The sequence below is a fragment of the uncultured Roseivirga sp. genome, from assembly GCF_963973945.1.
GTDB lineage: Bacteria > Bacteroidota > Bacteroidia > Cytophagales > Cyclobacteriaceae > Roseivirga.
This window is the reverse complement of the sequence record NZ_CAXBBV010000005.1, coordinates 225,233-246,839: the sequence shown is the minus strand read 5'-3', so window position 1 is coordinate 246,839 and position 21,607 is coordinate 225,233. Positions and strand designations below refer to the sequence as shown.

The window sequence follows — 21,607 nt, the reverse complement described above, 5'->3', positions numbered from 1 at the left end:
AAACCTCATGAAAGCATTAAACAACACCTTTCTGCTTCGCTTTGCGATTGCCATTATATTACTGACCCACAGTATTCCTAGCTTACTTAGTAATGGTGTAAATGACTTCGGGAATTTATACCTCAATCAAATCGGTTTTGCTCCATTTGGGCTTGTCATTGCTTGGGCAATCAAATTATCACATCTGGCTGCTGCCGTTTGCTTACTGTTCAATAAGTATGTTAAATGGGCTTCCATTATAACCATTTTCGTATTTGTAATGGGAATAGTGTTAATCCATTTTAAAGAAGGTTGGTATGTAGTAGGTGACGGACGAAATGGGGTTGAGTTCAATTTTCTTTTAATTTTCGCACTCCTATCCGTAATGTTTCCGAATGGGTTTAAGAAAAAATAACCAAGCCGTAACGCGACACACTACATTTCAAAAACCCTTAAATAGTTAAGTTCCAATCCCTCCTATTGCGTCCTTCCCCATTCTTCTTCGTGTTTAGGCAAACACAAAAAGAAAAGAATGAAAATCATGTACATTTTTCCTCACCCCGATGACGAATCTTTTGGGCCAGCTGGGGTAATCAACAAACAAATTGAAGAAGGAAACGAAGTTATTCTGCTTACACTTACAAAAGGTGGTGCTACTAAAGTAAGGCATCAACTGGGTCTCTCCATTGAAGAAATGGGAGCTGTAAGAGAGAAAGAAATGCTAAGAGTTCAGCAAACTTTGGCCATTTCTCAAATGACAATTCTTGACTATGAGGATGGCGGACTTGCAAAGGTCAACCCAATCTTATTAGAGAAAGAACTCACAAAGTGGATTGAGAAATATAACCCTACAGTGGTAATTACATATCCCGTTCATGGGGGTAGCGGGCATCACGATCACATCGCTTTGCATCATAGTATTAAGCATTTATTCTATCACAAACCCAACGCATTGTCCTCATGGAAAAGGCTAGCTTATTTCACAGTAATCGATACTGGCCTACCTATGTTTTTGGAGGGTGGAATTCCTCGGGTAACTCAAACAAAAAAAGAAAATGTTGCGGTTACGCTTCAATTAAGTGAATCGAACATTGGCGCCATGAAAAAAGCACTGCTCTGCTACGACACCTACCAAGAAATGGTGAAAACCACCAATGTAATAGATAGAATCGGAAGCTACACTCACTTTGAATTAGAGAACGAAAAGCACTCAAAAGTACTCTCATCAATTACGGAATTAATCACAATTTAAATTTTGTCCATATGAAAACGGAAACGATAAAAACCGAAATTAAAAAAGCCTATGGTGATATTGCCAAAGGAAATCCCCAAGCAGGCTGCTGCTCAACAAACGCTGGCTGCTGTAGTACAGATGAGTTGAGTAGTTCTATGACGGAAGACTACTCAGGTGTTGATGGTTATCAAAAAGAAGCTGACTTCTCACTTGGCTGTGGGTTACCTACAGAAATTGCCAATATTAGCGAAGGCGATACAGTGATTGACCTTGGTTCAGGAGCTGGAAACGATGCTTTTATAGCGCGTAGAATTGTAGGCGAAACAGGTAAAGTAATAGGAATTGACATGACACCAGAAATGGTAATTAAAGCTTTACAGAACAACCATAAATTAGGTTATCAGAATGTTGAGTTTGTATTGGGTGAGCTTGAGGAAATGAAAAGCATTGATAATGCGGTAGCAGATGTGGTTATAAGCAACTGCGTGATGAACCTAGTGCCAAACAAACAAAAGGCATTCATGGAAGTATCTAGAGTTCTAAAAGTAGGCGGACACTTCAGTATTTCAGACATTGTTTATGTGGGCTCACTTCCCAATGGGATTTTGGAAGCCGCAGAACTTTATTCAGGTTGTGTAGCGGGCGCTAGCGAAAAAGGAGAATACTTGGGCATCATCAAATCAGCTGGGTTCAAAAATATTCAGATTAAAAAAGAGCGAAAAATAGATTTACCAGACGATTTATTATTGAGGCACCTCAGTTTTCAAGAACTAGAAAACTTCCAACAATCAGGTTCAGGAATTTATAGTGTAACCATTTATGCCGATAAATTAGAAGAAGGCAGTTGTTGCGAAACAAGCGATAGCGGATGTTGCGGTAGCGAAAATGAAAGTGCTACATCAGAGAAAGCTAGTTGCTGTGGAACAGAGTCAAGTGGCGGGAATAGCTGTTGTTAATGGCCTTTCCATCTAAATCACTAGTGGCAGTACAAGGTTCAAATAATCAAAGAGTCCATTCGTCAGACTCTGTTAGCCTGATGATAGAATTAAGGTTAGGTACTTGAACTGCCACTTTAAAAATCTGGTTAATATTGACTATAAAGTCAGCAAAACGGCATTTAACAAAACATACATTTATACGAGTAATGAAGTGTTTTATACTTTTATATAGAGATTCTATTGTGACCAAACTGAACATCAATAAAAATGGATATTGAATTTAAGCTACTTGGTGAGGTTCAAAAGTCTGACATCATTGATTTAATGAATAATCAATTGGTAAGAAGACAAATGCCACTGTTGACTGGGAAATTCGATGAAAATACTTGTAGCAAATTTATTGAAGCCAAAGAAACCCTTTGGCAAAATCATGGTTATGGCCCTTGGGCATTCATTGTAAAGGGCCAATTTGCTGGCTGGGGCGGACTACAAATGGAAAACGGTGAAGCGGATATGGCCTTAGTGTTGCACCCCAATTACTGGGGTATTGGTAAACTATTGTTCAAAAAAGTAATAAACAAAGCATTTGGTGAAATGGGACTAACCTCAATAACAGTCTTGTTTCCTCCTACCAGAACTCGAATTCAAGGAATATTACGACTTGGCTTTATTAAAGAAGGTAAGCATCAGGTTGGTAATGAAGAGTTCATACGGTATAGACTGAACAAACCCGTTAAATGACATGGAGTAATAAAAACAATAATCTAACACCTAACAAATGAACAAAAGATGGCTCCAATAATATTCTTATTAAATAGGTCTTAATAGGGCAAAAAGAGAGCAGTCTACAGAAAAGGCAATCCAATCGTTATACACTATGGTCACTAAATTAACACCAAAGCTTAACGAAGTGTATTTTATCAAAAAATACACCATTCTGCATATCCTAAAAGGTACTGGAGCAATTCAAGTCGATTTTAAAAATTACTTTAATTGGGAAGATAAAATCATTTTTCTCGAAAAGGGTCAATACATTAAATTTCTATCCGAAGACTTTATTGTTCGTCAAATTTACATTGACGATGAAGTGATCTTCAAGAATAAAGAGGTTCGTGTATTGTTTAAACACCTTGTTTCATTAGGGTACATAAATTTTCTTGAATGTGAAGACTGTCAAAAATATCTAAGCGAAACCGTTCTTACCGCTCCAAAAGACATTATTGATATTTCTGCTCGACATTGGTATTGGCAAAACCCCTTCAATGCAAATACAGATGAGTACCATATCATATTTGACACTAAAGACATTATAGATAAACAATACAAAAATCATCTCTCCAATGTAGATCTGTCAAACCTAATTAAGCATGAGAAAATTAACCCACAAGCGCTAATCAAAGGGAAAATTGGCATCACCATTAAAAACCTAATCGGTAATAAAAGACTAACAGAATCTAAAAAGGCGATTGCCTTTTCTGATAACAGTATAAAGGAAATTGCTTACGAATTTGGGTATAAAGACCCTGCGTATTTCAATAGAGTATTCAAACAAAACACAGGCACAACCCCGTCAGCATTTAGAAATACTATAGATTTTGAACAGCAAGACCGATTTATTCAAGATCTCTACGAGTTGCTACAAGACTTCCATTCTACTAAAAGAAATGTGAGCTTTTATGCTCAAAAATTTCACCTTTCAGAAAAGGCATTCTCTAAAAAGGTTAAAGACCGATTCCACATTTCCATTGGACAACTTATAAGACAACAGCTTATTAAATCGGCAAAAAAAGACTTACAACAAGGCTATCAAGTTCACGAAATATCTACCCGTCTAGGTTTTGAAGAGCCAAATCACTTTTCGACCTTCTTTAAACATAACACAGGCATTACGCCTACAGATTACCAAAAGTACAATCAATAGGCCATTTTTCGTACCAAAGAGAGCTCTCACACACTCCATCTTTGCATTGTAAATAATTCAAAATCATTAAAACAATGTGAAAATGGACATTAAAAATCGAGTAAAGGAGATGGATGCTTTAGTATCGCAAGGCGATATAGTAAACGCAGTCAAAAGCTTTTTTGCTGAAAACGCAAGCACATCCGATTATGGTACAGTAACTACCTCTAATAAACTACAAATGGTTGGTAAAATGGAAGGTTTTCTCAATGCAATTAAGAATGTAAATGGTATTACCCACCATCATTCTATAGTCGATGGAAACGTTTCGGCCTCTGAATTCACTTTCAATTTTGATATGAAGGATGGTAGCAAAATCTATTGGCATGAGATCATTCGAAGAATTTGGAATGAAGAAGGCAAAGTAGTTGGAGAAACATACTTTAACGCCCAGTGATTAAATCTTAAAAGCTTGAATGATGAAATTCATAACAAAAAAGATTCATGCTTATTTAGATTACCCTGTGGCTATTGCCCTTATGATCCTCCCACTTATACTGGATTTAGGTAGCTCAAATGTAATAGCTTATCAACTATCTGTAGTCACAGGAGTTGCTGCATTTATTTTGACACTCTTAACGGATCATCAACTTGGACTCTATCGTGTGGTACCCTATAAGTATCATTTGATTGTAGACTTTACAGTTGGGCTAATCTTCGTCTTAGCACCGTTTATCTTCTCTCTTAAAGGCATAGACGCTACTTATTACTGGGTTAATGGAATAGCAGTTTTAACAGTAGTGAGCTTACACAAACCTGAAAACGAGGTTAGATTATTTTAACATCGAAACAACAAATTCAACAGACATTTAAAAATTTAATATCATGAAAACTTTGAGATCAATATTCACACTATCAGCACTACTAGTATCTTTCTCTTTAGCCGCTCAAGATAAAATGGCCAATAATATTGATAACAGTAATATAGCGCTACAAGGCTATAGTGCTGTTTCGTATTTGGATTTAGGCCTAGCTCAAAAGGGGCTTAAGGAATACAAATCAGAATATCAAAAAGTGATTTACTACTTCACTTCTGCCGAACAGAAAAAAGCATTTGACGGTAACCCTCAAAAATACCTTCCTCAATATGGTGGATATTGCGCTTTTGGGGTTTATGCAGGAGCTAAGTTTCGTCCCGACCCAAATAAGTTTATTACTAAAGATGGAAAGTACTTCCTATACCTCTATAATTTAGAATTGGATGCACAGCAACTTTGGCTGAAAGAGAACAACCATGCAGCGCTAGTAAAAAAGGCCAGTGAAAATTGGGGACGACTCTCTAAAACGCATAATTAATACAAAAATGTAATTGGGAGCCAATCTGAGTATGGCTTCCAATTATTCATAAAAGGCTAAATTCAAGTACTGAAAAATAAATGGTTTCAGCTACCGCAGTCATGCCCAATAAAAGCCTTTAGGTTAGATTTTTTTGCATGCAATAAACTGACACACATACGCCCCCTCCCTTCCAACCTTTTTTTTGCACCTAACGTCTAAATGGTTTTAAATTCAAAAAACAACGCTTAAGGCATGAAAAAACCATTTCTCACAAAACACTCACTATTAGTTATTTGTACAATTCTATTAATCAACGCCTGTAAAAATAATGATGACAGTAACCCCGATTTTGTAGACATTCCCGATGCACAATTCGAACAAAAACTGATTGACTTGGGAATTGATAGTGATAAAACAATCAACAAACGATTAAGTACAAATGATGCACTTGCTGTTACCATTTTGGACCTCTCAAATAACGATGAATCTACAGCCATTAACAGCTTAAGTGGCATTGAAGGTTTTCAGAATTTAACATCGCTTAAAGCCGACAACAATAAGCTTAAATCAATTGATCTTTCTGCCAATACTGAATTAACAGAGCTTAGTCTACATTTTAATGAGTTAACCGCTGTAAATGGGCTCAATGCTACCTCCAAACTTAAGAAACTCAATTTATCATGGAATTATCTAACCAATATAACACTAGAACTACCAGAACTTGAAGAGCTTAACATTGAAGAGAATGACCTTACTGTGCTTAATGTAAGCAAATGTCCCACGCTCGAATCTCTTTTAGCGAAAAGCAATGAGCTTAAAGACTTCAACCCATCACAAAACAAAGAGCTTTCTACTCTAATATTAAGTGACAATAAGCTTGAAGGTCTAGACTTAAACAATAATGATAAATTAGAACTCTTGTGGATTTCGGCCAATAACCTACAGGTGTTAGATGTAAGTTCCTTACCGAGTTTGCACAACCTCAGCATTATTAACAACCCAGATTTGTATTGTGTAACCATTGCCAAAGACCAAACCGTTGCTACTGTGAACAAATCGCAAACCCAAATGCTTTTTGAAGGCGGCTGTTGGTAAACTATACACTTATGAGCCATATTCAGAATATGGCTCATAAGTGTATATAAAAAGAAAAGCTCAACATAACAGCTAAATACACACGTTGAAAAGTATGACTAGCGCTCACTACAAAAGCTATGTCAAAAAAAGGTTTTGCATCGGAAGATTTTTTTATTGAATTTGATGATCAATCGATCATTATGAAACCCATTTTTTTCAGCTTGTTCCTTATACTAGGTATAACACAGGGTTACGCACAGTTTTTTGTTCAAAAACTTTCTCAAAGTGAAATTTATAAAGCTGACGAGGCTTATGTTGTACTCACAAGCGGAGACACAATTCGTGGAAGTGTAGGCACAGTAACATTGAACGATGGTACTTTGGACAAAATCAACATTCGAGAGAATGACGAACGCTTTGCCATTAATATAGAAGACATTGTAACGCTAGCTGTTTTGCCTAGCAGCAGTACTAGGTTTGACGATATGGCATTATTGCCAATCATCAGAAACCTTAAAAACAAAGAATTCATAGAAGTACTTCCTGAGGGTGGATGGGTCTTTTTTGAGAAAATTCAACTACCTGGAAAGCAAGAAAGATATCAGCTCTCTCAACTAATGAACCCGGGGTTTGACTCGAAAATTAAAGTTTATGCCCATCCTGAAGCCGAAAGTACAGGGCATACTAAAGTAAGCGCTATTACACTTGAAGGCTTAAGGGATAACACCTACTTTATTTCCGTAAATGGAGAAAGGGTTTTTCAGATTTCAGATTTTCAATACAGAAAAAGAGGTTTTGAGAAGCTGTTCACTAATTGTCCTGCGCTAAAGGATAAAAAGTTAAAGTGGAAAGAGTTTCCAGAGGATGTCTTTCTGCACCACCAAAAATGCCTCTGAACGAAATCAGATGGCATATTTTGATAGACGTAAGGCAAAAAATGTGATTTCCTAACTGTAGATATATTCGTGGATGCTTTTCATTAAAAAATTGAGAAATGTATCCCTCAGTGCAAAAGCACACTAACCTTCTCGATCCAAGCATGGGCCATTTCAGAAGTATTTTACCTATGCAACACCACTTTGTAGGTATCAATCATTCTCACCCTTAGGAGGTAACTGAGCCTCACCACTAACCACCATATTTGAATTACTCTTTAATGAGATGGTTATTCCATAAGGCTGTTCCCTTTCTGCTAAAGTGATAACCACTGTTATTTTTCGGACGAAAGAATGGGGAACAGACTGACTTAATTTTTTAACTAAAATCCCAACCAATGCAAAATTCACAAAATCAGCAAAACGCAACTTCAGAAATCCCAATGAGCGAGTTGCTCAATTACCACAAACAAATTGCGGAGCAGTACAAAGATGTAGACCCAGTTCAGGTAACAACCAGTCCTGACCTATTGGCATTAATGGCCTTCAATGGCTACTACGCCATGACCAATACACCTGGCGCTTTCTTTACTGTAGACACTAACATTCATATTCAAAACGGATCTTCCACCCCTATTTATGATCTAGCCCTGATCATATGCATGGATGGAAAAACCTCTTACCGCGTCCCCTTCACTGGAACCTTTGATGGCACTCATTTAAAACAGACAGGAACAGCAGCCAACACTTTTGATGTTACTCTAACATTTACTCACAGTGGTCAGCTCAATGGAACTATCGCTTCCTTTACAGGAACCATTACTCCTTTTGGAGGTACAGCCACAACGGTGTCAGGTTCTACCTACAATAACCCAATTCATTATGATCAATACATTGGCGAGTATTACGAAACGGTTCCTCTTCACATCAGTCCTAGTAACACAAAAAAGACTTCGGTCAAAGTGATGAAAATTGAAGACAACTATCAAATCTCATATGACAGCACAGGCAACGGAACATTAACCACCGTAGATTCTTTTTCATACAATCTCAATATGTATTTCTTTTCATTTACAGAAGGAAATAACTCTATTAGTCTAATTATGGGTACTGCTTCCGCAGGTGGTTTTGCCTGTAACAACATGACCGTAGATAACACAAGCCATACCGTTGTTTCAAGGTCGTTACAAACCATCTCATTTCCAGTAATGGCATCGAATGAAATACCAAACCTTACACCAGATTCGGCCAAGGATTTAGCTCAATTCAGTGGATATTATTCGCTTCCGTCCATTGCCCCTCTTGCATTTATATCAATTCAAGCGCAATATATAAATGAGCTAGGAGATGATTATGTGGTAATGATTGGCTTGTCATTAGACGGAGTTACTTCTCAAGGTTTCTACTTTGACACTACCATGAATTTCTCTGAAAATAAGCTGACCATCCCCAACCCAGCCATCACGCTTACTTTTACTAAAGCATATGATGCCACAAACAAATCTCTCGCATCGGTTACGGGAACAGTGATGGGGAACAATAATGTAACAGGCTATACGCTGTTTAATCCAGTTCCCTTATCTGCTTTCGGTGGTTTACCAATGACCAATAAACAGGGCGTTAAACTGACTGTGGTAAACGACAATGAAGTGATTTATGCTGGCACTCAAATTACTACCCCAATGAAGAGTATTCTGTATGTACCCATTATGTACATATTGGCCTATCCATCTACAAATCCAACTACAGTAATGTCGTTTGGAACAGATGGTAAAAGAGGGAATACCTGTATTATCACCGACAATAATGGCATTTATGTGACCTATGCCATACCAGACGAATCAGCGAATTAGAAAGTAGTGTATTCAAATTGAAATGGCTTCCAGATAAACCTGGAAGCCATTTTCTTTAACCGTTTCAACCCATTTATAACAACATTCATTATCTTCAACACGAAATAAAAGAGCAAATAACTTAATACATAGAGGTTGTATTTTCTAACCTATTCTAAATGTTGTGGATCATTAACTAATGAAAATAGATTTATCGAAACATTGTCAACTTTGCGACAATCAAATTTATGATATTCAGAGCGGTACAAAATGTGGGCTCACTAACAAGAGGCCTAACTTCACCTCTAAATGTCCAGACATTAAATTCGAGACCAACTATGAAGAAAGGATTAAAGAAATCAATACTGAACTCGAATTAGTTAAACGAACAAAGTCATTATCAATAGCTAACTTCATTTTTTTCATAGTTATTAGCTTAGCCATAGTCTTAGGAGGTTATCTTTTAGGTACTTATGCTTTCGACAAAGGAGTTATCTCAACTATACCACTTACAATTATGGGAGTCGGGATCTTAATTCTGCCACTTGCATCTGGACCACTTAACAAGTATAGACAGAAGATAAAAATAACCCAGAAGAGAAAGTTAGAACTTGACGAGCTGCTTTTAAAGTACAATATTGAATACACCATTGACTTAACTTTCCATAAGGACCTTCATGGTAACCTTGATATTACTACAATCTTGAATTTCCAACGCAAACATTACCGATAATACCACTGTCGCAGGTTCTCCTAACCTGTGACAACTTATGAATCCTAGGACTCTGTCTGTACCAGACTACTGAATCAACCATACCAAACGAATCAGCCAATTAACAAAACCAAGTTCAAATTGAAATAGCTTCCAGATTTGCCTGAAAGCCATTTTTCATATAACCCATCTCGGAAGCATTATTAATTCAACACTGGAACTTGCTAAATCAAGACTATTTAGGCTACTTTTATTCTAGTAACAGCTCTCCGAAAACCTGTATTCGCAACATGAAGTCGATTTTCTCACTCTTCATTCTACTATTTTCGTTTGTCAATGCTTTTGCACAGCATTGTCCTTTCGACAACTCTGGGATTTTAGTGGTTAGCATCGTTGACGCCAAAACAAAAAAACCTATTACGCACATTCAGCCATATTTAACAATAAAGTCTGATTCATACAGTAAAAAAGAAACCAAAATTCAAGTCTCAGTTTATCCTTTTTCTCAAGGCGATTCTCTATTTGTTCTTAATCCAAAACACACTGACAAAAAGTGGACTGACGGGTACCAACTACAAAAGATCAACTACCAATTTGCAATGGGTTATTTTATTCGACCTATATCTATGGACTTGCAAGATATTGACAACTTAAATATTGGAGCCTTTGATAAAAATGGAGAAGACTTAGGTATCTACTATACTGTAACTGCTCAAGATTTCTATGACTTACATTCCAATTTTGGGCATAATTGGTTCGAAATCTCTAAGCTCAAAAGTACTCCGACCCCTTCTAAACCTTTCAATAAGTTAATTGTAATTGAAATCAATCAAAATTAAGCCACTGTCACAGGTTCTCCGAACCTGTGACAACTTATGAATTCGAGGACTCTGTCCGTGCTTAGTAGCTAGACAAGCACTAAACACATTTTAGTTCTCTTGTTTAATTCTTTAGACCATTCGTAACCCTGCCTGCGGCAGGCAGGCTCAGTGAAGGAAAATAGGCGGTTTCGCTTTAAAGAATGATTTATGATGAAGTAAACATGACCAATATCAGCCACAATTCTCTGTATTCTCACACACATTTCGGTTTCGATATTCTTATCGTGAAAATGGTTAAAACCATTGCCTATTGAAGCTCATGACATAGCTCACGGTTTAAACCGCGGGCTATGTCATATAATACAAACATTAACCGTTTCAACGGTTTTATACCATACAAAACAAAAAAGCATCAACCATTTCTGATTGATGCTTTACTTGAGGCGTTGAGCGGATTCGAACCGCTGTACGAGCTTTTGCAGAGCTCTGCCTAGCCACTCGGCCACAACGCCCTTTCGAGAGCGCAAAGATATCAATTAATGATTATGTGCCCAATGTTTGTTTGAATTTTAAGCTCCTAAAAACAAAAAAAGACACCTTATTGCTAAGGTGCCTTCTTTATATGTATTTGAATAAGCGTTTACCTTATTTCTCCTCTTCAGAAGAAGCTTCGTCAGTTGCAGGTGCTTCTTCGGCACTTGCTTCTTTCTTAGCTTTTGGGGCTGCTTTTTCTTTCTTTACCTCTGCTGCTTTTTTAGCTGCGTTAGCCTTTTTCGTGTTGTCTTCCATTTCGGCTTTCAATGCAGAAAGTGCATCAAGATCACCTAAAGTAGAAACATCCTCGTTATTAGACTTGTTCGCTGCTTTAGCTTTAGCTGGTTTGCTTGCTTTAGCTGGTTTTTCAGAAGGAGCTGGCTTAGTATGAGTGTTTGTATGTGACAATACAATTCTCTTATCATCTTTAGAGAATTCAACCACAACAAAATCAATAGTTTCGCCTACTTCAACTTCAGAACCATCTTCTTTCTTCAAATGCTTGTGAGTAGCAAGACCTTCTAAACCGTAAGGTAATTCTAGAGTTGCTCCTTTATCATTTTTAGAAATCACAGTACACTTATGAGTAGAACCTTGCTTGAATACAGATTGGAAAGTATCCCAAGGGTTTTCTTCCAATTGCTTATGGCCTAGGGCCAATCTTCTGTTTTCAATATCAAGCTCTAATACTTGTACTTCAAGCTCTTCGCCTACTTTAACAAACTCAGATGGATGCTTGATTTTCTTAGTCCAAGAAAGGTCAGAAACGTGTACTAAACCATCGATACCTTCTTCTAGCTCGATGAACAAGCCGAAGTTAGTTAGGTTACGAACAATACCTTTGTGGTTTGTACCCACACCGTATTTCGTTAATACATCACTCTTAGTCCAAGGATCTTCAGTCAATTGCTTGATACCCAATGACATTTTTCTTTCTTCTCTATCTAGGGTCAACACAACCGCATCAAGTTTATCACCAATGTTGATGAAGTCTTGTGGGTTTCTTAAGTGCTGCGACCAAGACATTTCTGAAACGTGAATCAAACCTTCAACGCCAGGGAATAGCTCAAGGAATGCACCGTAATCGGCAACATTTACAATTGAACCAGAAACTTTAGAACCGATTTCGATTCCAGCATCCAATTTATCCCAAGGGTGCTCAGTCAATTGCTTCATACCAAGAGAGATTCTCTTCTTGTCATCGTCAAAATCAAGAACAACCACGTTTACTTTTTCGTCAAGGCTCAACACCTCAGCTGGATCGTTGATACGTCCCCAAGAAATATCTGTGATATGCAATAGACCATCAACACCACCAAGATCGATGAATACACCGAAGTTAGTCATGTTCTTGATCACACCTTCGAGTACTTGACCTTTCTCAAGGTTTTCAAGAATCTTAGCTTTTTGCTTCTCAAGATCTTTCTCGATAAGTATTTTGTGAGATACTACTACGTTATCGTTAGTGTAGTTGATTTTCACAACTTTCACTTCCATTTTCTTACCTACAAAAACATCAAAGTCTCTGATTGGCTTCACATCGATTTGAGAACCTGGTAGGAAAGACTCGATTCCGAATACGTCTACGATCAAACCACCTTTGGTTCTTCTCTTCACCATACCCTCGATCACTTTGTCGTTCTCGTAACCATCTTGGATCAATTCCCAAGCCTTAACGATCTTAGCTTTTCTTCTAGAAAGCACTAATTGACCTAAAGCGTTTTCTTGCTCTTCGATGTAAACCTCTACTTGGTCACCTACTTTTAATCCTGGAGTGTCTCTGAATTCAGAAGCACCAACTAATCCATCAGATTTGAAACCAATGTTCAAAACCAAATCTCTATCGTTGATAGAAACGATGGTAGCCGATACAACCTTCTTCTCTTCTACAGTAGTAAGGGTGTTTTCGTAGATTGAAGCTAGTTCTTCTCTCTTCTTACGAGAGTAACCTTCTCCAAATCCTTTTTTCTCGAATTCTTCCCAATCGAAAGCATCGTCACCCTCAGCTACTTTTGCAGCAGGAGCTTCTTTGATTGATTTTTCTTTTTTGGGAGCTTTCTCAGTAGAAGGGGCTTCTACTGGTGTTTCAACTTCAGCAGCAGGAGTTTTCACTTCTTCTACTTCGTTTGTCTTATTTTCTTCTGACATAAAAAAACTCTGTGTATTACTCCATCCGGAAACCAGAGCGAAAACCGGAGGATTTTATTTTAGAATAACCTCTCGTAATTAACGAAAAGCCCGCCTTACTCAAAACGGACTGCAAAGGTATGAAAATCCATTAAAAATCAAGAATAGAAATAGAGAATTAATTAAGACTCAAGTATTTGAGCCATTGCTCTGAAGTTAAACCACTGAAGTTTCTTACAAACATGATATAAGACGGTTTGAAAGGGCGGTTTTTAAGCAGCATACCTGCTTCTTCTGGTGTTTTATCGCCTTTTACTGAGTTACATTTATTACAGGCTGCTACCAAGTTTTGCCAAGAAGACTTCCCTCCTCTTGATTTAGGTATTACATGATCTAAGGTTAAACTTTTGGCACTTCCGCAATACTGGCATTTCTGTCCATCTCTTTTAAAAATATTCTGACGTGAAAGTACCACACTTTTAAATGGCGAATAAATATACTTCTGAAGTCTGATTACGGAAGGCATCGGAAATTGGGCACTTACGGTTCTCAATACTTTGTCAGGAACATCGTGTACCATGTCGGCTTTGCTTAGAAATAAAAGCAGAAAAGCCCTTTCAACAGAGCAAACTGTTAACGGGCTATAATCCTGATTTAAAACTAAAACGCGCTTCATGTCATGTGTAATCTCTCAATATTCTCTTGATTTTAAATAAGTGGTGAGAGTAATTATTTTGTTCTACAGAGAAAATCCCTTGGTCATCCAGCTTATCGATTCTTACTTTACCTGAAGCGTGAATAACTTCTGTTGGACTAAGCACCAAACCTACATGGTTCATTTTACCTTCTTTGTTGGTGAAAAAGGCCAAATCGCCCGGCATTATATTTTCAAATGTTACTTCTTTTCCCTTGGTAATCTGATCTTTAGAATCGCGAGGCAAACGATAACCGGCTACTCTTAATACCATTTGAGTAAACCCAGAACAGTCTATTCCAAAAGGGGTTGTACCACCCCATAGGTAAGGCGAGTTCAAATATTTTTTTGCTAATTCTAAAGTCAAATCAACACTCCATCTTTGATGTATACTTTTGGCTTCGCCATTAAAAGCAAAACGCTCTTGATCCATAAACAACGAATTGTTCAAAATAGGGAGCACAGCTCCTAAAGTAATATGGATCACACTTTTACCATATAAAATTTGCGAGGTTAAATCGGTACAGATTTTATACTCAGAGTTATTGATTTGCTCAAAATATTCTTGGCTAATTCGATAGTGCTGTTTGGCGTCTATCCAACCTTCATAGCTATCGAAAGCATTTTGTATGCGCAACCATTGCTTGTTTTTAGACAGTTCTAAAACAGCATAGTGTTCTCCAAACAATAATTGAGAGATCATTTCAGAGGCATCTGACCCCTTTGATCTGATAGGCACAATGCTCAAACGTGAGATTCCGTAATCAATAAGCTCCATTAGTATTTTACACGTTCTAAATCCCGTTTAATGTCTTTGTCTTTAATAGAATCTCGTTTGTCAAAAAGTTTTTTACCCTTGCCAAGTGCTATTTCTGTTTTGGCAAAGCCCCTATCGGTAATGAATAACCTTAGGGGTACAATAGACAACCCTTTTTCGTCAAGTTTGGATTCTAGCTTAGACAGTTCTCTTTTTGTCAGAAGTAGTTTTCGTTCTCTATCCGTTACATGGTTATTGTAGCTTCCTTCAGAAAACTGAGCAATATGCATTTGTTTAATATACAGTTCGCCATTTTTGAAATAGCAATAGGCATCTTGCAACTGTACTTTACCTTCTCTTATAGACTTAATTTCTGTGCCTTGTAATTGCATACCTGCCACAAACTTGTCTATGAATTCAAACTCATAGCTCGCTCTTCTATTTTTAATATTAATATTATTCGAAAACCTATTTTTATCCTTCGCCATCTATCTTTCTAAACTAGTAAAAATTTGGTTCAACTTATCTTTCTTTAAAATTTTCTGTCCGGTACGACCTGTTGCAATCAACCTCTCTCCTGCTAAAACTCTAATTTCGCAGATCAATTCGTTTTTCTGAACTGCTACCAATTTGGCTTCAAAGTTAAGTTCAGTATTAAAAAGTGCTGGAGCCTGATGCTGTATTTCAAGCATAGTGCCAATTCCCTCTTCATCTGCTTCTTTCATTTCTAAAGCAAATAAGCGTGACGACCACTCCATCTCTCTTGCAAGCGCAAAAGTGCTCATTACTTGATGCACTTCGCCAGCATTGAAAGCCGCGGCATCAGTAGCTTTTACTTTGTACTGATGAGTTCTAATAGCACCTAAACCCACACTATTTACCATTGGCCAAACCCAATTTAGCTTTAATCAATTCTGCTCTAAGTTGTTCAGTAAGCTTTCTGCAATCCCGTAACTTATTCGCACAAGATTCTATACTCTCCTTTTGTTGCCTCACATAAAGATCTGCTTTAATCTGGATTTTCTCTTTAGGCGTCATCTTCTCTTTTATCTCTTTTTCAGCTTTAAGTGAAGCCTCCAGCTTTTTACGCATTTTAAACTGGCTTTCTACCTCAGCTTTTAATGCTTTATTTTCCTTCTCAAGCGCAGCAATATAATTCTTAGCAACTATTAGTTGTTCAAAGTCTGATTTCATAATTCAGTTAAAATTTCATTCTTGGTAAAGCGCTTACTTCCTGAGAAGTGAATTCCCCTGCCAAGTATTTATAATGTGCTGCCATTCCTATCATTGCTGCATTATCTGTGCAATACTCAAAAGCGGGCACAAACACTTTCCATCCTTCCTTCTGCGCCATAGCCTCAAGTCCATTTCTCAAACCACTATTGGCCGATACACCACCTGCCAAAGCAATGTTCTTGATTTTAAACTCTCTGGCTGCTTTTCTCAGTTTCTGCAAAAGCATTTCTACTAAAGTATGCTGAATACTTGCACAGATATCGTTGAGGTTTTCATCAATAAAATTCTCATTCTTCTTTAGCTCGTCTCTTAAGAAGTAAAGGATTCCTGTTTTAATTCCGCTAAAAGAATACTCTAAACCAGGCATTTCGGTTTGTGGGAGCGGAAAACGATGCGGGTCGCCCAACTGCGCATATTTATCAATTAATGGGCCACCAGGGTAATTTAAACCCAAAAGTTTAGCCGATTTATCAAACGCTTCGCCCACTGCATCATCACGGGTTTCTCCTACAATCTCCATTTCCAAATGGCCTTTCACCAGCACAATTTGAGTATGACCTCCACTTACGGTTAAGCATAAAAATGGAAACTCTGGTTTTGGGTCGTCAATAAAATGGGCCAAAATATGGGCTTGCATATGGTTCACTTCTATTAAAGGAATATTCAAAGCCAAAGCCATAGATTTCGCAAAGGAAGTTCCAACCAAAAGCGCCCCTAAAAGGCCTGGCCCTCGTGTAAACGCTATGGCCGACAAACTGGATTTATCTATGGCCGCATTTTTGAGTGCTTGATCTACCACAGGCACAATATTCTGCTGATGAGCGCGTGATGCTAACTCGGGCACAACTCCTCCATAATTTCCATGGACAGATTGCGTTGCGATTATATTATTGAGTACTTTGCCGTTATCTACAATAGCTGCAGAAGTTTCATCGCAAGAAGATTCAAGGGCCAGTATTTTGATATCGGAGGTGGGCATTGACAGAGAAAATTAAAAGATCGCAAGTTATTAAAAAACGGATAGTCAAATCAATAGTATGGCTGTGCCTTTCGCCAATCATTCTATTATTTATCATTATTGGTTTAATTCACCTACCTCCCGTTCAAAATTACTTGGTAGACAAGGCTACAAACTACCTAACTGAAAATACAGGTTATCGTTCCGAAATTGGTTATGCAAATATTCGTTGGTTCAATTCTGTATCTATTGACGAACTGACCATATATGATCAGAATGATGTAAAAATGATTGATGTAAACGAAGTGGTAATTTCGTTTAAACTGAAAGAACTTATCGGGGGGAAAGACATTTCGATCAACGAAGCTTGGTTAAATAAGGCCTCGGTAAACCTACGAAACGAGGGCAACAATGGATTAAGTATTGACAACTGGGTAGCTAAAATCACAGATTTAACCTCAGTTCCTGGCCCAGCCCCTACAGACCCAAGTGTGTTTTCTATTGACAAAGTCACACTCGTTAACTCAGAGTTTAGTCTTTCGGATGCTCGAAAAGATTCAATTTCTGATGGTTTTGACTACAATCATTTTACACTTAAAAATTTAAGAGCAGACATTCGCAACCTCGAATCCATAGGGAGTAATTTTGAAATCAATGTACAGTTTCTAACTGCCGAAGATCAAGCCTCAGGCCTTAAAATTGATAATCTTGAAACCATTTTTCAGACTTCATTAAAGAAAATGGCTTTTACCAATCTTGATCTTAAGATTGGCAAAAGTCACATTAAAGATTCGATTGTATTCAATTTTGATGACCCCTCTGCGATGAGTGAGTTTGTTACGGAAGTTGACTTTGACGCTAACTTTAAAAGTTCACTTTTACACTCTGATGAACTCAGCTACTTTGTTCCTGAATTCAAAAAATACGACCAACAAATTAAGATTGATGGTTATTTTCAAGGAAAAGTGAATTCGTTTTATTCCGATGACTTTGAAATATCTTTTGGAGAATACTCTAAACTCAATGGCAGACTAGATATTGAGGGCTTGCCAAACATTAATGAAACGATTTTTGATGTTGATTTGGACGACTCTTTTTTAAAGGCTACTGACTTACGGCAATTCATTAACGATCGTACTTTCAAAATATCAAATAAGCTTGGGCTGGTTAAACTGAATGGTCAATACGATGGGCTTATAAACGATTTTGTGGCAGATGGAGAATTTGAAACTGCTTTGGGCAATGTAAACCCTAACGTTCAAATTACTTTACCTGATAACAAACTCGCTTCGTACAGTGGTCGGTTATCTTTGGAAGATTTTAATGTAGGCGTACTTACAGAAGACAGCGTTTTCCAGAAAGTAAACTTACACGGTAGTGTTGAAGGTGAGGGTTTCACACTTGAGCAAGCCAATTTTAAACTAGATGCTAAGGTGAGCAAAATAGGCATATTGGGCTATCAATACGTAAACATCACCACGAACGGTACTTTTGCACAATCGTTTTTCTCTGGAGACATATCGGTAGACGACCCCAATTTGATTTTCAAGGCCGAAGGCTCTGTTGACTTAAGAAATAACAAAAGACTTTTTAAAATTAATGGGCGCTTGACTCGCGCAGACTTAACGGCAATCAAGCTTGCCGAAGATGACCTTTTCATCGCTTCAGACTTCGACCTTGACTTTGAAGGAGTTAAACTTGATAGCTTGCTAGGCAATTTTCATCTCACAGATGCTTACCTTAAGTATGGCAACGAGGATATTCTTATAGATTCCGTTTTCTTCTCTTCGCAACGCAACTCAAGAAACCGATCTGTAAAATTTAACTCAGATTACTTTAACATTAATATGGATGGCCAATTTGAGTTCTCAACTTTGCTTACTGAACTCCAAAACATTAACGGACAATACAAACTCGTTTTCTCTAGCCGAAGCAATGAAATTCCTGAATACTTAAAAACCAACGGAAAAAGCACACAAGCTTTCGATATTACTTACTCTGCCGAATTGCCCAATATTAATCCCATCATTCAGCTTTTCGACTCTGCAATTTATGTAGGAAAGAATGCTTCGCTAAATGGTCGGTTCATTAATTCAAACACAGAAGATTTTCAGTTGAATGCAAAAATTGATTCGCTCATTTATTCAAACATATCATTCTTAAACAATGAAATAGATATCAATGCCAGCAGTTTACGAGATCCTGATAAAGTTTTGGCTTTAGGTTATTTGTATTCTGAAAAGCAAATTTATGCGAACACCTCTGAAACTGACGCACTTACCTTAGAAACGGTTTGGGATGGAAAAAGAATTGAATTAAGACAAAACATTGGGCAAACTGCCAGCGGAAATTATGCTGAAATAGGAGCTGGAATTGATTTTTTTGAAAATAGAACTGAACTCAGGTTCCAAGAATCGAACATTATAGTCTTAGATCAAATCTGGAATATTACAGAAGACAATGTGGTTGTTTTTGGAGAAAACAACATCAGCATCGAAAACCTTGATATTTATAATGATAACCAATCTATTACTTTGGACGGGCAAATTTCGGTATCGAGAGATAGTACCGAAAGCATGAAGGTGGTTTTTGAAAATGTAGAGGTTGAAAACCTGAATACACTTACCTTAAAATCCTATTCAGGAAAAATTAACGGATCTGTTACAGCTCATAATCTGCTTTACAACCCCTTGCTATATGGTGATGTAAAGATCAACGAATTCAAAATTGACGATTTCTTGGTAGGCGATATCAGTGGTGCCTTACTTTGGAATGACATCAATAGTAAATTTGACATCAACTTGATTGTTGACCGTTTGGGCAAAAAAATCATTCAACTTGAAGGAGATTTCTACCCAGCTAGAAACACAAACCAACTGGATTTAGACTTAATTCTAAACGATGCCAACCTCAACATTGGAGAGCCTTATATTGAAGATTACTTTACCAGAGTAGCTGGAACAATCAATGGAAGACTCACTGTTGGCGGCACGCTCTCCGACCCTCTCATTCGGGGTAATGGAACAATCAAAAACGGGGGGATTAAAATCAACTATTTAAATACCGAATATAAGTTTGGTGGCGGTGTTAAATTCGACAAAAATCTTATTTCACTTTCAGGTTTACAGTTCCTAGATGTAAACGGAAATCCTGCTCAATTTGGAGGCGAGGTTCGCCATAACTCATTCCGTGACATTAGTCTCGACTTGAATGGTAACCTTGATAGGTTTGAAGTATTGAATACCACAGTGGACAATGGCGATATTTATTATGGTAACGCCTATGCTACTGGAAATGTAAGTCTAAGAGGAGCTGCAAGTAACCTCACCATCAATGCCAATGTAACCACAGCCCCCAACACCAAAATATACATTCCTATTAGCGAGGGTAACGATAATGCTTCGGTCGATTATATCAACTTCATCAACCTAACCGATACTACGCAAACCTATAGCTCAAGTGGCGATGAAGTGGAAAAAATGAAAATTGAGGGGCTAAAACTAGACCTTAATATTAACGTCACGCCAGACGCTTACACAGAAATCATTATTGACCCAAAAACAGGAGATATTATTAGAGGGCGGGGCAATGGTCAATTAAGATTGCAAATTGACACCCAAGGAGATTTTCAAATGACAGGAGGTTTGAATATTACGGAAGGAGCATACAATTTCTCTTTATACAACATTATCACCAAAGAGTTTGACATTGAGCAGCCGAGTCGTATTACATGGTCTGGCGACCCATATTCTGGCATTATGGACATCAATGCTTCATACTCTCAAAACACTTCATTGGCCCCTATCTTTAAGCAAACTGGTTTTGCCGATGGCAATGAGTCTTCAGCAGTCAATCGCAGGTACCCTACCAAAGTGCTTTTGCACCTAAACGGGCCATTACTTTCTCCAGAAATCAATTTTGACATTGACTTCTCTGAAATCAACGCACAAAACTTTGAATTGCAAACAGCATTAAATGCATTCAAAAATCGCTTGGCAAGTGACGAGCAGGAACTCACTAGACAAGTAGTGAATGTAATTGTGCTCAACAGCTTTTCTGATAATAACACTTTAAATATTGGAGGGAAAAGTGCTTCTCAAAACGTAAGTCAGCTGCTATCCAATCAACTAAGCCAGCTCGTTGCCCAATTAGATGAAAACCTTGAAATTGATTTTGATTTAGCTTCTTTAGACCAAGATGCCTATAATACCTTCCAACTAAGGCTATCTTATACTTTTTTGAATGGACGCTTGAGAGTAACCCGTGAAGGCGGACTTTCTAATCAAGTGAATCAAACTGATTATACCACGGACATTAATAGTATTGCGGGCGATTGGACAGCGGAATATTTACTTACTTCTGATGGCCGATACAAAGTAAAAGTCTATTCACGAAGCAGCTATAATTTTGCCACCGCTGTTTCTGGAGGAACTACTCAAACCAGTGGTGCCAGTATTACGCAATCTAGTAGCTTCAACAGCCTAAGTGAGTTCTTTACTGGGGTTGATAAAAAGAGAAGAGAACGCAGAGAAGAGAAACTAGCGAGAAAAGAGGAAGAAGAAAATAATTCGAACTAATTGCCTCTAAGTCGGTTG

The 21,607-nt window shown here is 37.6% G+C and carries 21 protein-coding genes and 1 tRNA gene; 14 read left to right on the top strand and 8 right to left on the bottom strand.

The annotated features are described in order from the left end of the window. Positions 1–7: 7 nt before the first annotated feature. From AAC026_RS11020 to AAC026_RS10960, 13 genes are all read left to right on the top strand, one after another. Positions 8–394, top strand: a complete 387-nt coding sequence (locus AAC026_RS11020; RefSeq protein WP_339697863.1) for a hypothetical protein — start codon at positions 8–10, stop codon at positions 392–394. A gap of 117 nt (positions 395–511) precedes the next feature. Beyond that, on the top strand, positions 512–1,231 hold the full coding sequence (locus AAC026_RS11015) for a PIG-L family deacetylase (protein WP_339697860.1): 720 nt from the start codon (positions 512–514) through the stop codon (positions 1,229–1,231). Positions 1,232–1,242: 11 nt separating this feature from the next. After that, on the top strand, positions 1,243–2,169 hold the full coding sequence (gene arsM / locus AAC026_RS11010) for an arsenite methyltransferase (protein WP_339697857.1): 927 nt from the start codon (positions 1,243–1,245) through the stop codon (positions 2,167–2,169). Positions 2,170–2,418: 249 nt separating this feature from the next. Further along, the gene (locus tag AAC026_RS11005) at positions 2,419–2,892 is read left to right on the top strand and encodes a GNAT family N-acetyltransferase (RefSeq protein ID WP_339697854.1); all 474 of its coding nucleotides are present in this window, start codon (positions 2,419–2,421) and stop codon (positions 2,890–2,892) included. A gap of 136 nt (positions 2,893–3,028) precedes the next feature. Beyond that, positions 3,029–4,072 carry an AraC family transcriptional regulator gene (locus AAC026_RS11000; protein ID WP_339697851.1) on the top strand — a complete coding sequence of 348 codons (1,044 nt, stop codon included), beginning with the start codon at positions 3,029–3,031 and terminating at the stop codon, positions 4,070–4,072. A gap of 82 nt (positions 4,073–4,154) precedes the next feature. Further along, a complete protein-coding gene (locus AAC026_RS10995; RefSeq protein ID WP_339608489.1) occupies positions 4,155–4,508 on the top strand; it encodes a hypothetical protein in 354 nt (117 codons plus the stop codon). A gap of 19 nt (positions 4,509–4,527) precedes the next feature. Further along, positions 4,528–4,893, top strand: coding sequence for a hypothetical protein (locus AAC026_RS10990; protein ID WP_339697848.1), 366 nt, complete (start codon positions 4,528–4,530; stop codon positions 4,891–4,893). 43 nt (positions 4,894–4,936) lie between these two features. Continuing rightward, entirely contained in the window at positions 4,937–5,407 is a 471-nt protein-coding gene (locus AAC026_RS10985; RefSeq protein ID WP_339697845.1) for a YHS domain-containing (seleno)protein, read from the top strand. A gap of 234 nt (positions 5,408–5,641) precedes the next feature. Continuing rightward, the gene (locus AAC026_RS10980; RefSeq protein WP_339697842.1) at positions 5,642–6,484 is read left to right on the top strand and encodes a hypothetical protein; all 843 of its coding nucleotides are present in this window, start codon (positions 5,642–5,644) and stop codon (positions 6,482–6,484) included. A 119-nt stretch (positions 6,485–6,603) separates the two neighbouring features. Continuing rightward, complete coding sequence (locus AAC026_RS10975; RefSeq protein ID WP_339697839.1) at positions 6,604–7,362, top strand: hypothetical protein; 759 nt, start codon at positions 6,604–6,606, stop codon at positions 7,360–7,362. 377 nt (positions 7,363–7,739) lie between these two features. After that, positions 7,740–9,194 carry a hypothetical protein gene (locus tag AAC026_RS10970; protein ID WP_339697836.1) on the top strand — a complete coding sequence of 485 codons (1,455 nt, stop codon included), beginning with the start codon at positions 7,740–7,742 and terminating at the stop codon, positions 9,192–9,194. Positions 9,195–9,372: 178 nt separating this feature from the next. Then, positions 9,373–9,906: a hypothetical protein gene (locus AAC026_RS10965; RefSeq protein WP_339697833.1), complete on the top strand. Its 534-nt coding sequence runs from the start codon at positions 9,373–9,375 to the stop codon at positions 9,904–9,906. Positions 9,907–10,175: 269 nt separating this feature from the next. Further along, on the top strand, positions 10,176–10,724 hold the full coding sequence (locus AAC026_RS10960; RefSeq protein WP_339697832.1) for a hypothetical protein: 549 nt from the start codon (positions 10,176–10,178) through the stop codon (positions 10,722–10,724). Between the two features lie 423 nt (positions 10,725–11,147). Here AAC026_RS10960 and AAC026_RS10955 read toward each other — a convergent pair. The 8 genes from AAC026_RS10955 to tsaD form a co-directional block, all read right to left on the bottom strand. Then, a tRNA-Cys gene (locus AAC026_RS10955) sits at positions 11,148–11,218 on the bottom strand. Between the two features lie 133 nt (positions 11,219–11,351). Further along, positions 11,352–13,388: a 30S ribosomal protein S1 gene (rpsA, locus tag AAC026_RS10950; RefSeq protein ID WP_339697830.1), complete on the bottom strand. Its 2,037-nt coding sequence runs from the start codon at positions 13,386–13,388 to the stop codon at positions 11,352–11,354. Between the two features lie 157 nt (positions 13,389–13,545). Further along, positions 13,546–14,043, bottom strand: a complete 498-nt coding sequence (locus AAC026_RS10945; protein WP_339608851.1) for an HNH endonuclease — start codon at positions 14,041–14,043, stop codon at positions 13,546–13,548. A gap of 1 nt (position 14,044) precedes the next feature. After that, the gene (locus tag AAC026_RS10940; protein WP_339697827.1) at positions 14,045–14,839 is read right to left on the bottom strand and encodes a C40 family peptidase; all 795 of its coding nucleotides are present in this window, start codon (positions 14,837–14,839) and stop codon (positions 14,045–14,047) included. Further along, positions 14,839–15,306 (bottom strand): SsrA-binding protein SmpB, encoded by a 468-nt coding sequence (smpB, locus tag AAC026_RS10935; RefSeq protein WP_339608853.1) that lies wholly within the window; start codon positions 15,304–15,306, stop codon positions 14,839–14,841. The genes AAC026_RS10940 and smpB overlap by 1 nt, the downstream gene beginning before the upstream one ends. Further along, positions 15,307–15,702, bottom strand: a complete 396-nt coding sequence (locus AAC026_RS10930) for a hypothetical protein (RefSeq protein ID WP_339697824.1) — start codon at positions 15,700–15,702, stop codon at positions 15,307–15,309. After that, a complete protein-coding gene (locus tag AAC026_RS10925; RefSeq protein ID WP_339697821.1) occupies positions 15,692–16,012 on the bottom strand; it encodes a hypothetical protein in 321 nt (106 codons plus the stop codon). The genes AAC026_RS10930 and AAC026_RS10925 overlap by 11 nt, the downstream gene beginning before the upstream one ends. Positions 16,013–16,019: 7 nt before the next feature. Then, complete coding sequence (gene tsaD, locus AAC026_RS10920; RefSeq protein WP_339697818.1) at positions 16,020–17,033, bottom strand: tRNA (adenosine(37)-N6)-threonylcarbamoyltransferase complex transferase subunit TsaD; 1,014 nt, start codon at positions 17,031–17,033, stop codon at positions 16,020–16,022. Positions 17,034–17,167: 134 nt separating this feature from the next. Here tsaD and AAC026_RS10915 point away from each other — a divergent pair, with 134 nt between their 5' ends. Next, positions 17,168–21,589, top strand: a complete 4,422-nt coding sequence (locus AAC026_RS10915; RefSeq protein WP_339697815.1) for a translocation/assembly module TamB domain-containing protein — start codon at positions 17,168–17,170, stop codon at positions 21,587–21,589. The last annotated feature ends 18 nt before the right edge of the window (positions 21,590–21,607 follow it).

Excerpts from the sequence above, each read along its gene's own strand:
- AAC026_RS10940 (WP_339697827.1), bottom strand. The coding sequence starts at position 14,839 with ATGGAGCTTATTGATTACGGAATCTCACGTTTGAGCATTGTGCCTATC.
- AAC026_RS10965 (WP_339697833.1), top strand. The coding sequence starts at position 9,373 with ATGAAAATAGATTTATCGAAACATTGTCAACTTTGCGACAATCAAATT.
- AAC026_RS11020 (WP_339697863.1), top strand. The coding sequence starts at position 8 with ATGAAAGCATTAAACAACACCTTTCTGCTTCGCTTTGCGATTGCCATT.
- AAC026_RS10970 (WP_339697836.1), top strand. The coding sequence starts at position 7,740 with ATGCAAAATTCACAAAATCAGCAAAACGCAACTTCAGAAATCCCAATG.
- AAC026_RS11005 (WP_339697854.1), top strand. The coding sequence starts at position 2,419 with ATGGATATTGAATTTAAGCTACTTGGTGAGGTTCAAAAGTCTGACATC.
- AAC026_RS10980 (WP_339697842.1), top strand. The coding sequence starts at position 5,642 with ATGAAAAAACCATTTCTCACAAAACACTCACTATTAGTTATTTGTACA.
- AAC026_RS10945 (WP_339608851.1), bottom strand. The coding sequence starts at position 14,043 with ATGAAGCGCGTTTTAGTTTTAAATCAGGATTATAGCCCGTTAACAGTT.
- AAC026_RS11000 (WP_339697851.1), top strand. The coding sequence starts at position 3,029 with ATGGTCACTAAATTAACACCAAAGCTTAACGAAGTGTATTTTATCAAA.
- AAC026_RS10925 (WP_339697821.1), bottom strand. The coding sequence starts at position 16,012 with ATGAAATCAGACTTTGAACAACTAATAGTTGCTAAGAATTATATTGCT.
- smpB (WP_339608853.1), bottom strand. The coding sequence starts at position 15,306 with ATGGCGAAGGATAAAAATAGGTTTTCGAATAATATTAATATTAAAAAT.
- tsaD (WP_339697818.1), bottom strand. The coding sequence starts at position 17,033 with ATGCCCACCTCCGATATCAAAATACTGGCCCTTGAATCTTCTTGCGAT.
- AAC026_RS10930 (WP_339697824.1), bottom strand. The coding sequence starts at position 15,702 with ATGGTAAATAGTGTGGGTTTAGGTGCTATTAGAACTCATCAGTACAAA.
- arsM (WP_339697857.1), top strand. The coding sequence starts at position 1,243 with ATGAAAACGGAAACGATAAAAACCGAAATTAAAAAAGCCTATGGTGAT.
- AAC026_RS10975 (WP_339697839.1), top strand. The coding sequence starts at position 6,604 with ATGTCAAAAAAAGGTTTTGCATCGGAAGATTTTTTTATTGAATTTGAT.
- AAC026_RS10985 (WP_339697845.1), top strand. The coding sequence starts at position 4,937 with ATGAAAACTTTGAGATCAATATTCACACTATCAGCACTACTAGTATCT.
- AAC026_RS10995 (WP_339608489.1), top strand. The coding sequence starts at position 4,155 with ATGGACATTAAAAATCGAGTAAAGGAGATGGATGCTTTAGTATCGCAA.
- AAC026_RS10990 (WP_339697848.1), top strand. The coding sequence starts at position 4,528 with ATGATGAAATTCATAACAAAAAAGATTCATGCTTATTTAGATTACCCT.
- AAC026_RS10960 (WP_339697832.1), top strand. The coding sequence starts at position 10,176 with ATGAAGTCGATTTTCTCACTCTTCATTCTACTATTTTCGTTTGTCAAT.
- AAC026_RS11015 (WP_339697860.1), top strand. The coding sequence starts at position 512 with ATGAAAATCATGTACATTTTTCCTCACCCCGATGACGAATCTTTTGGG.
- rpsA (WP_339697830.1), bottom strand. The coding sequence starts at position 13,388 with ATGTCAGAAGAAAATAAGACAAACGAAGTAGAAGAAGTGAAAACTCCT.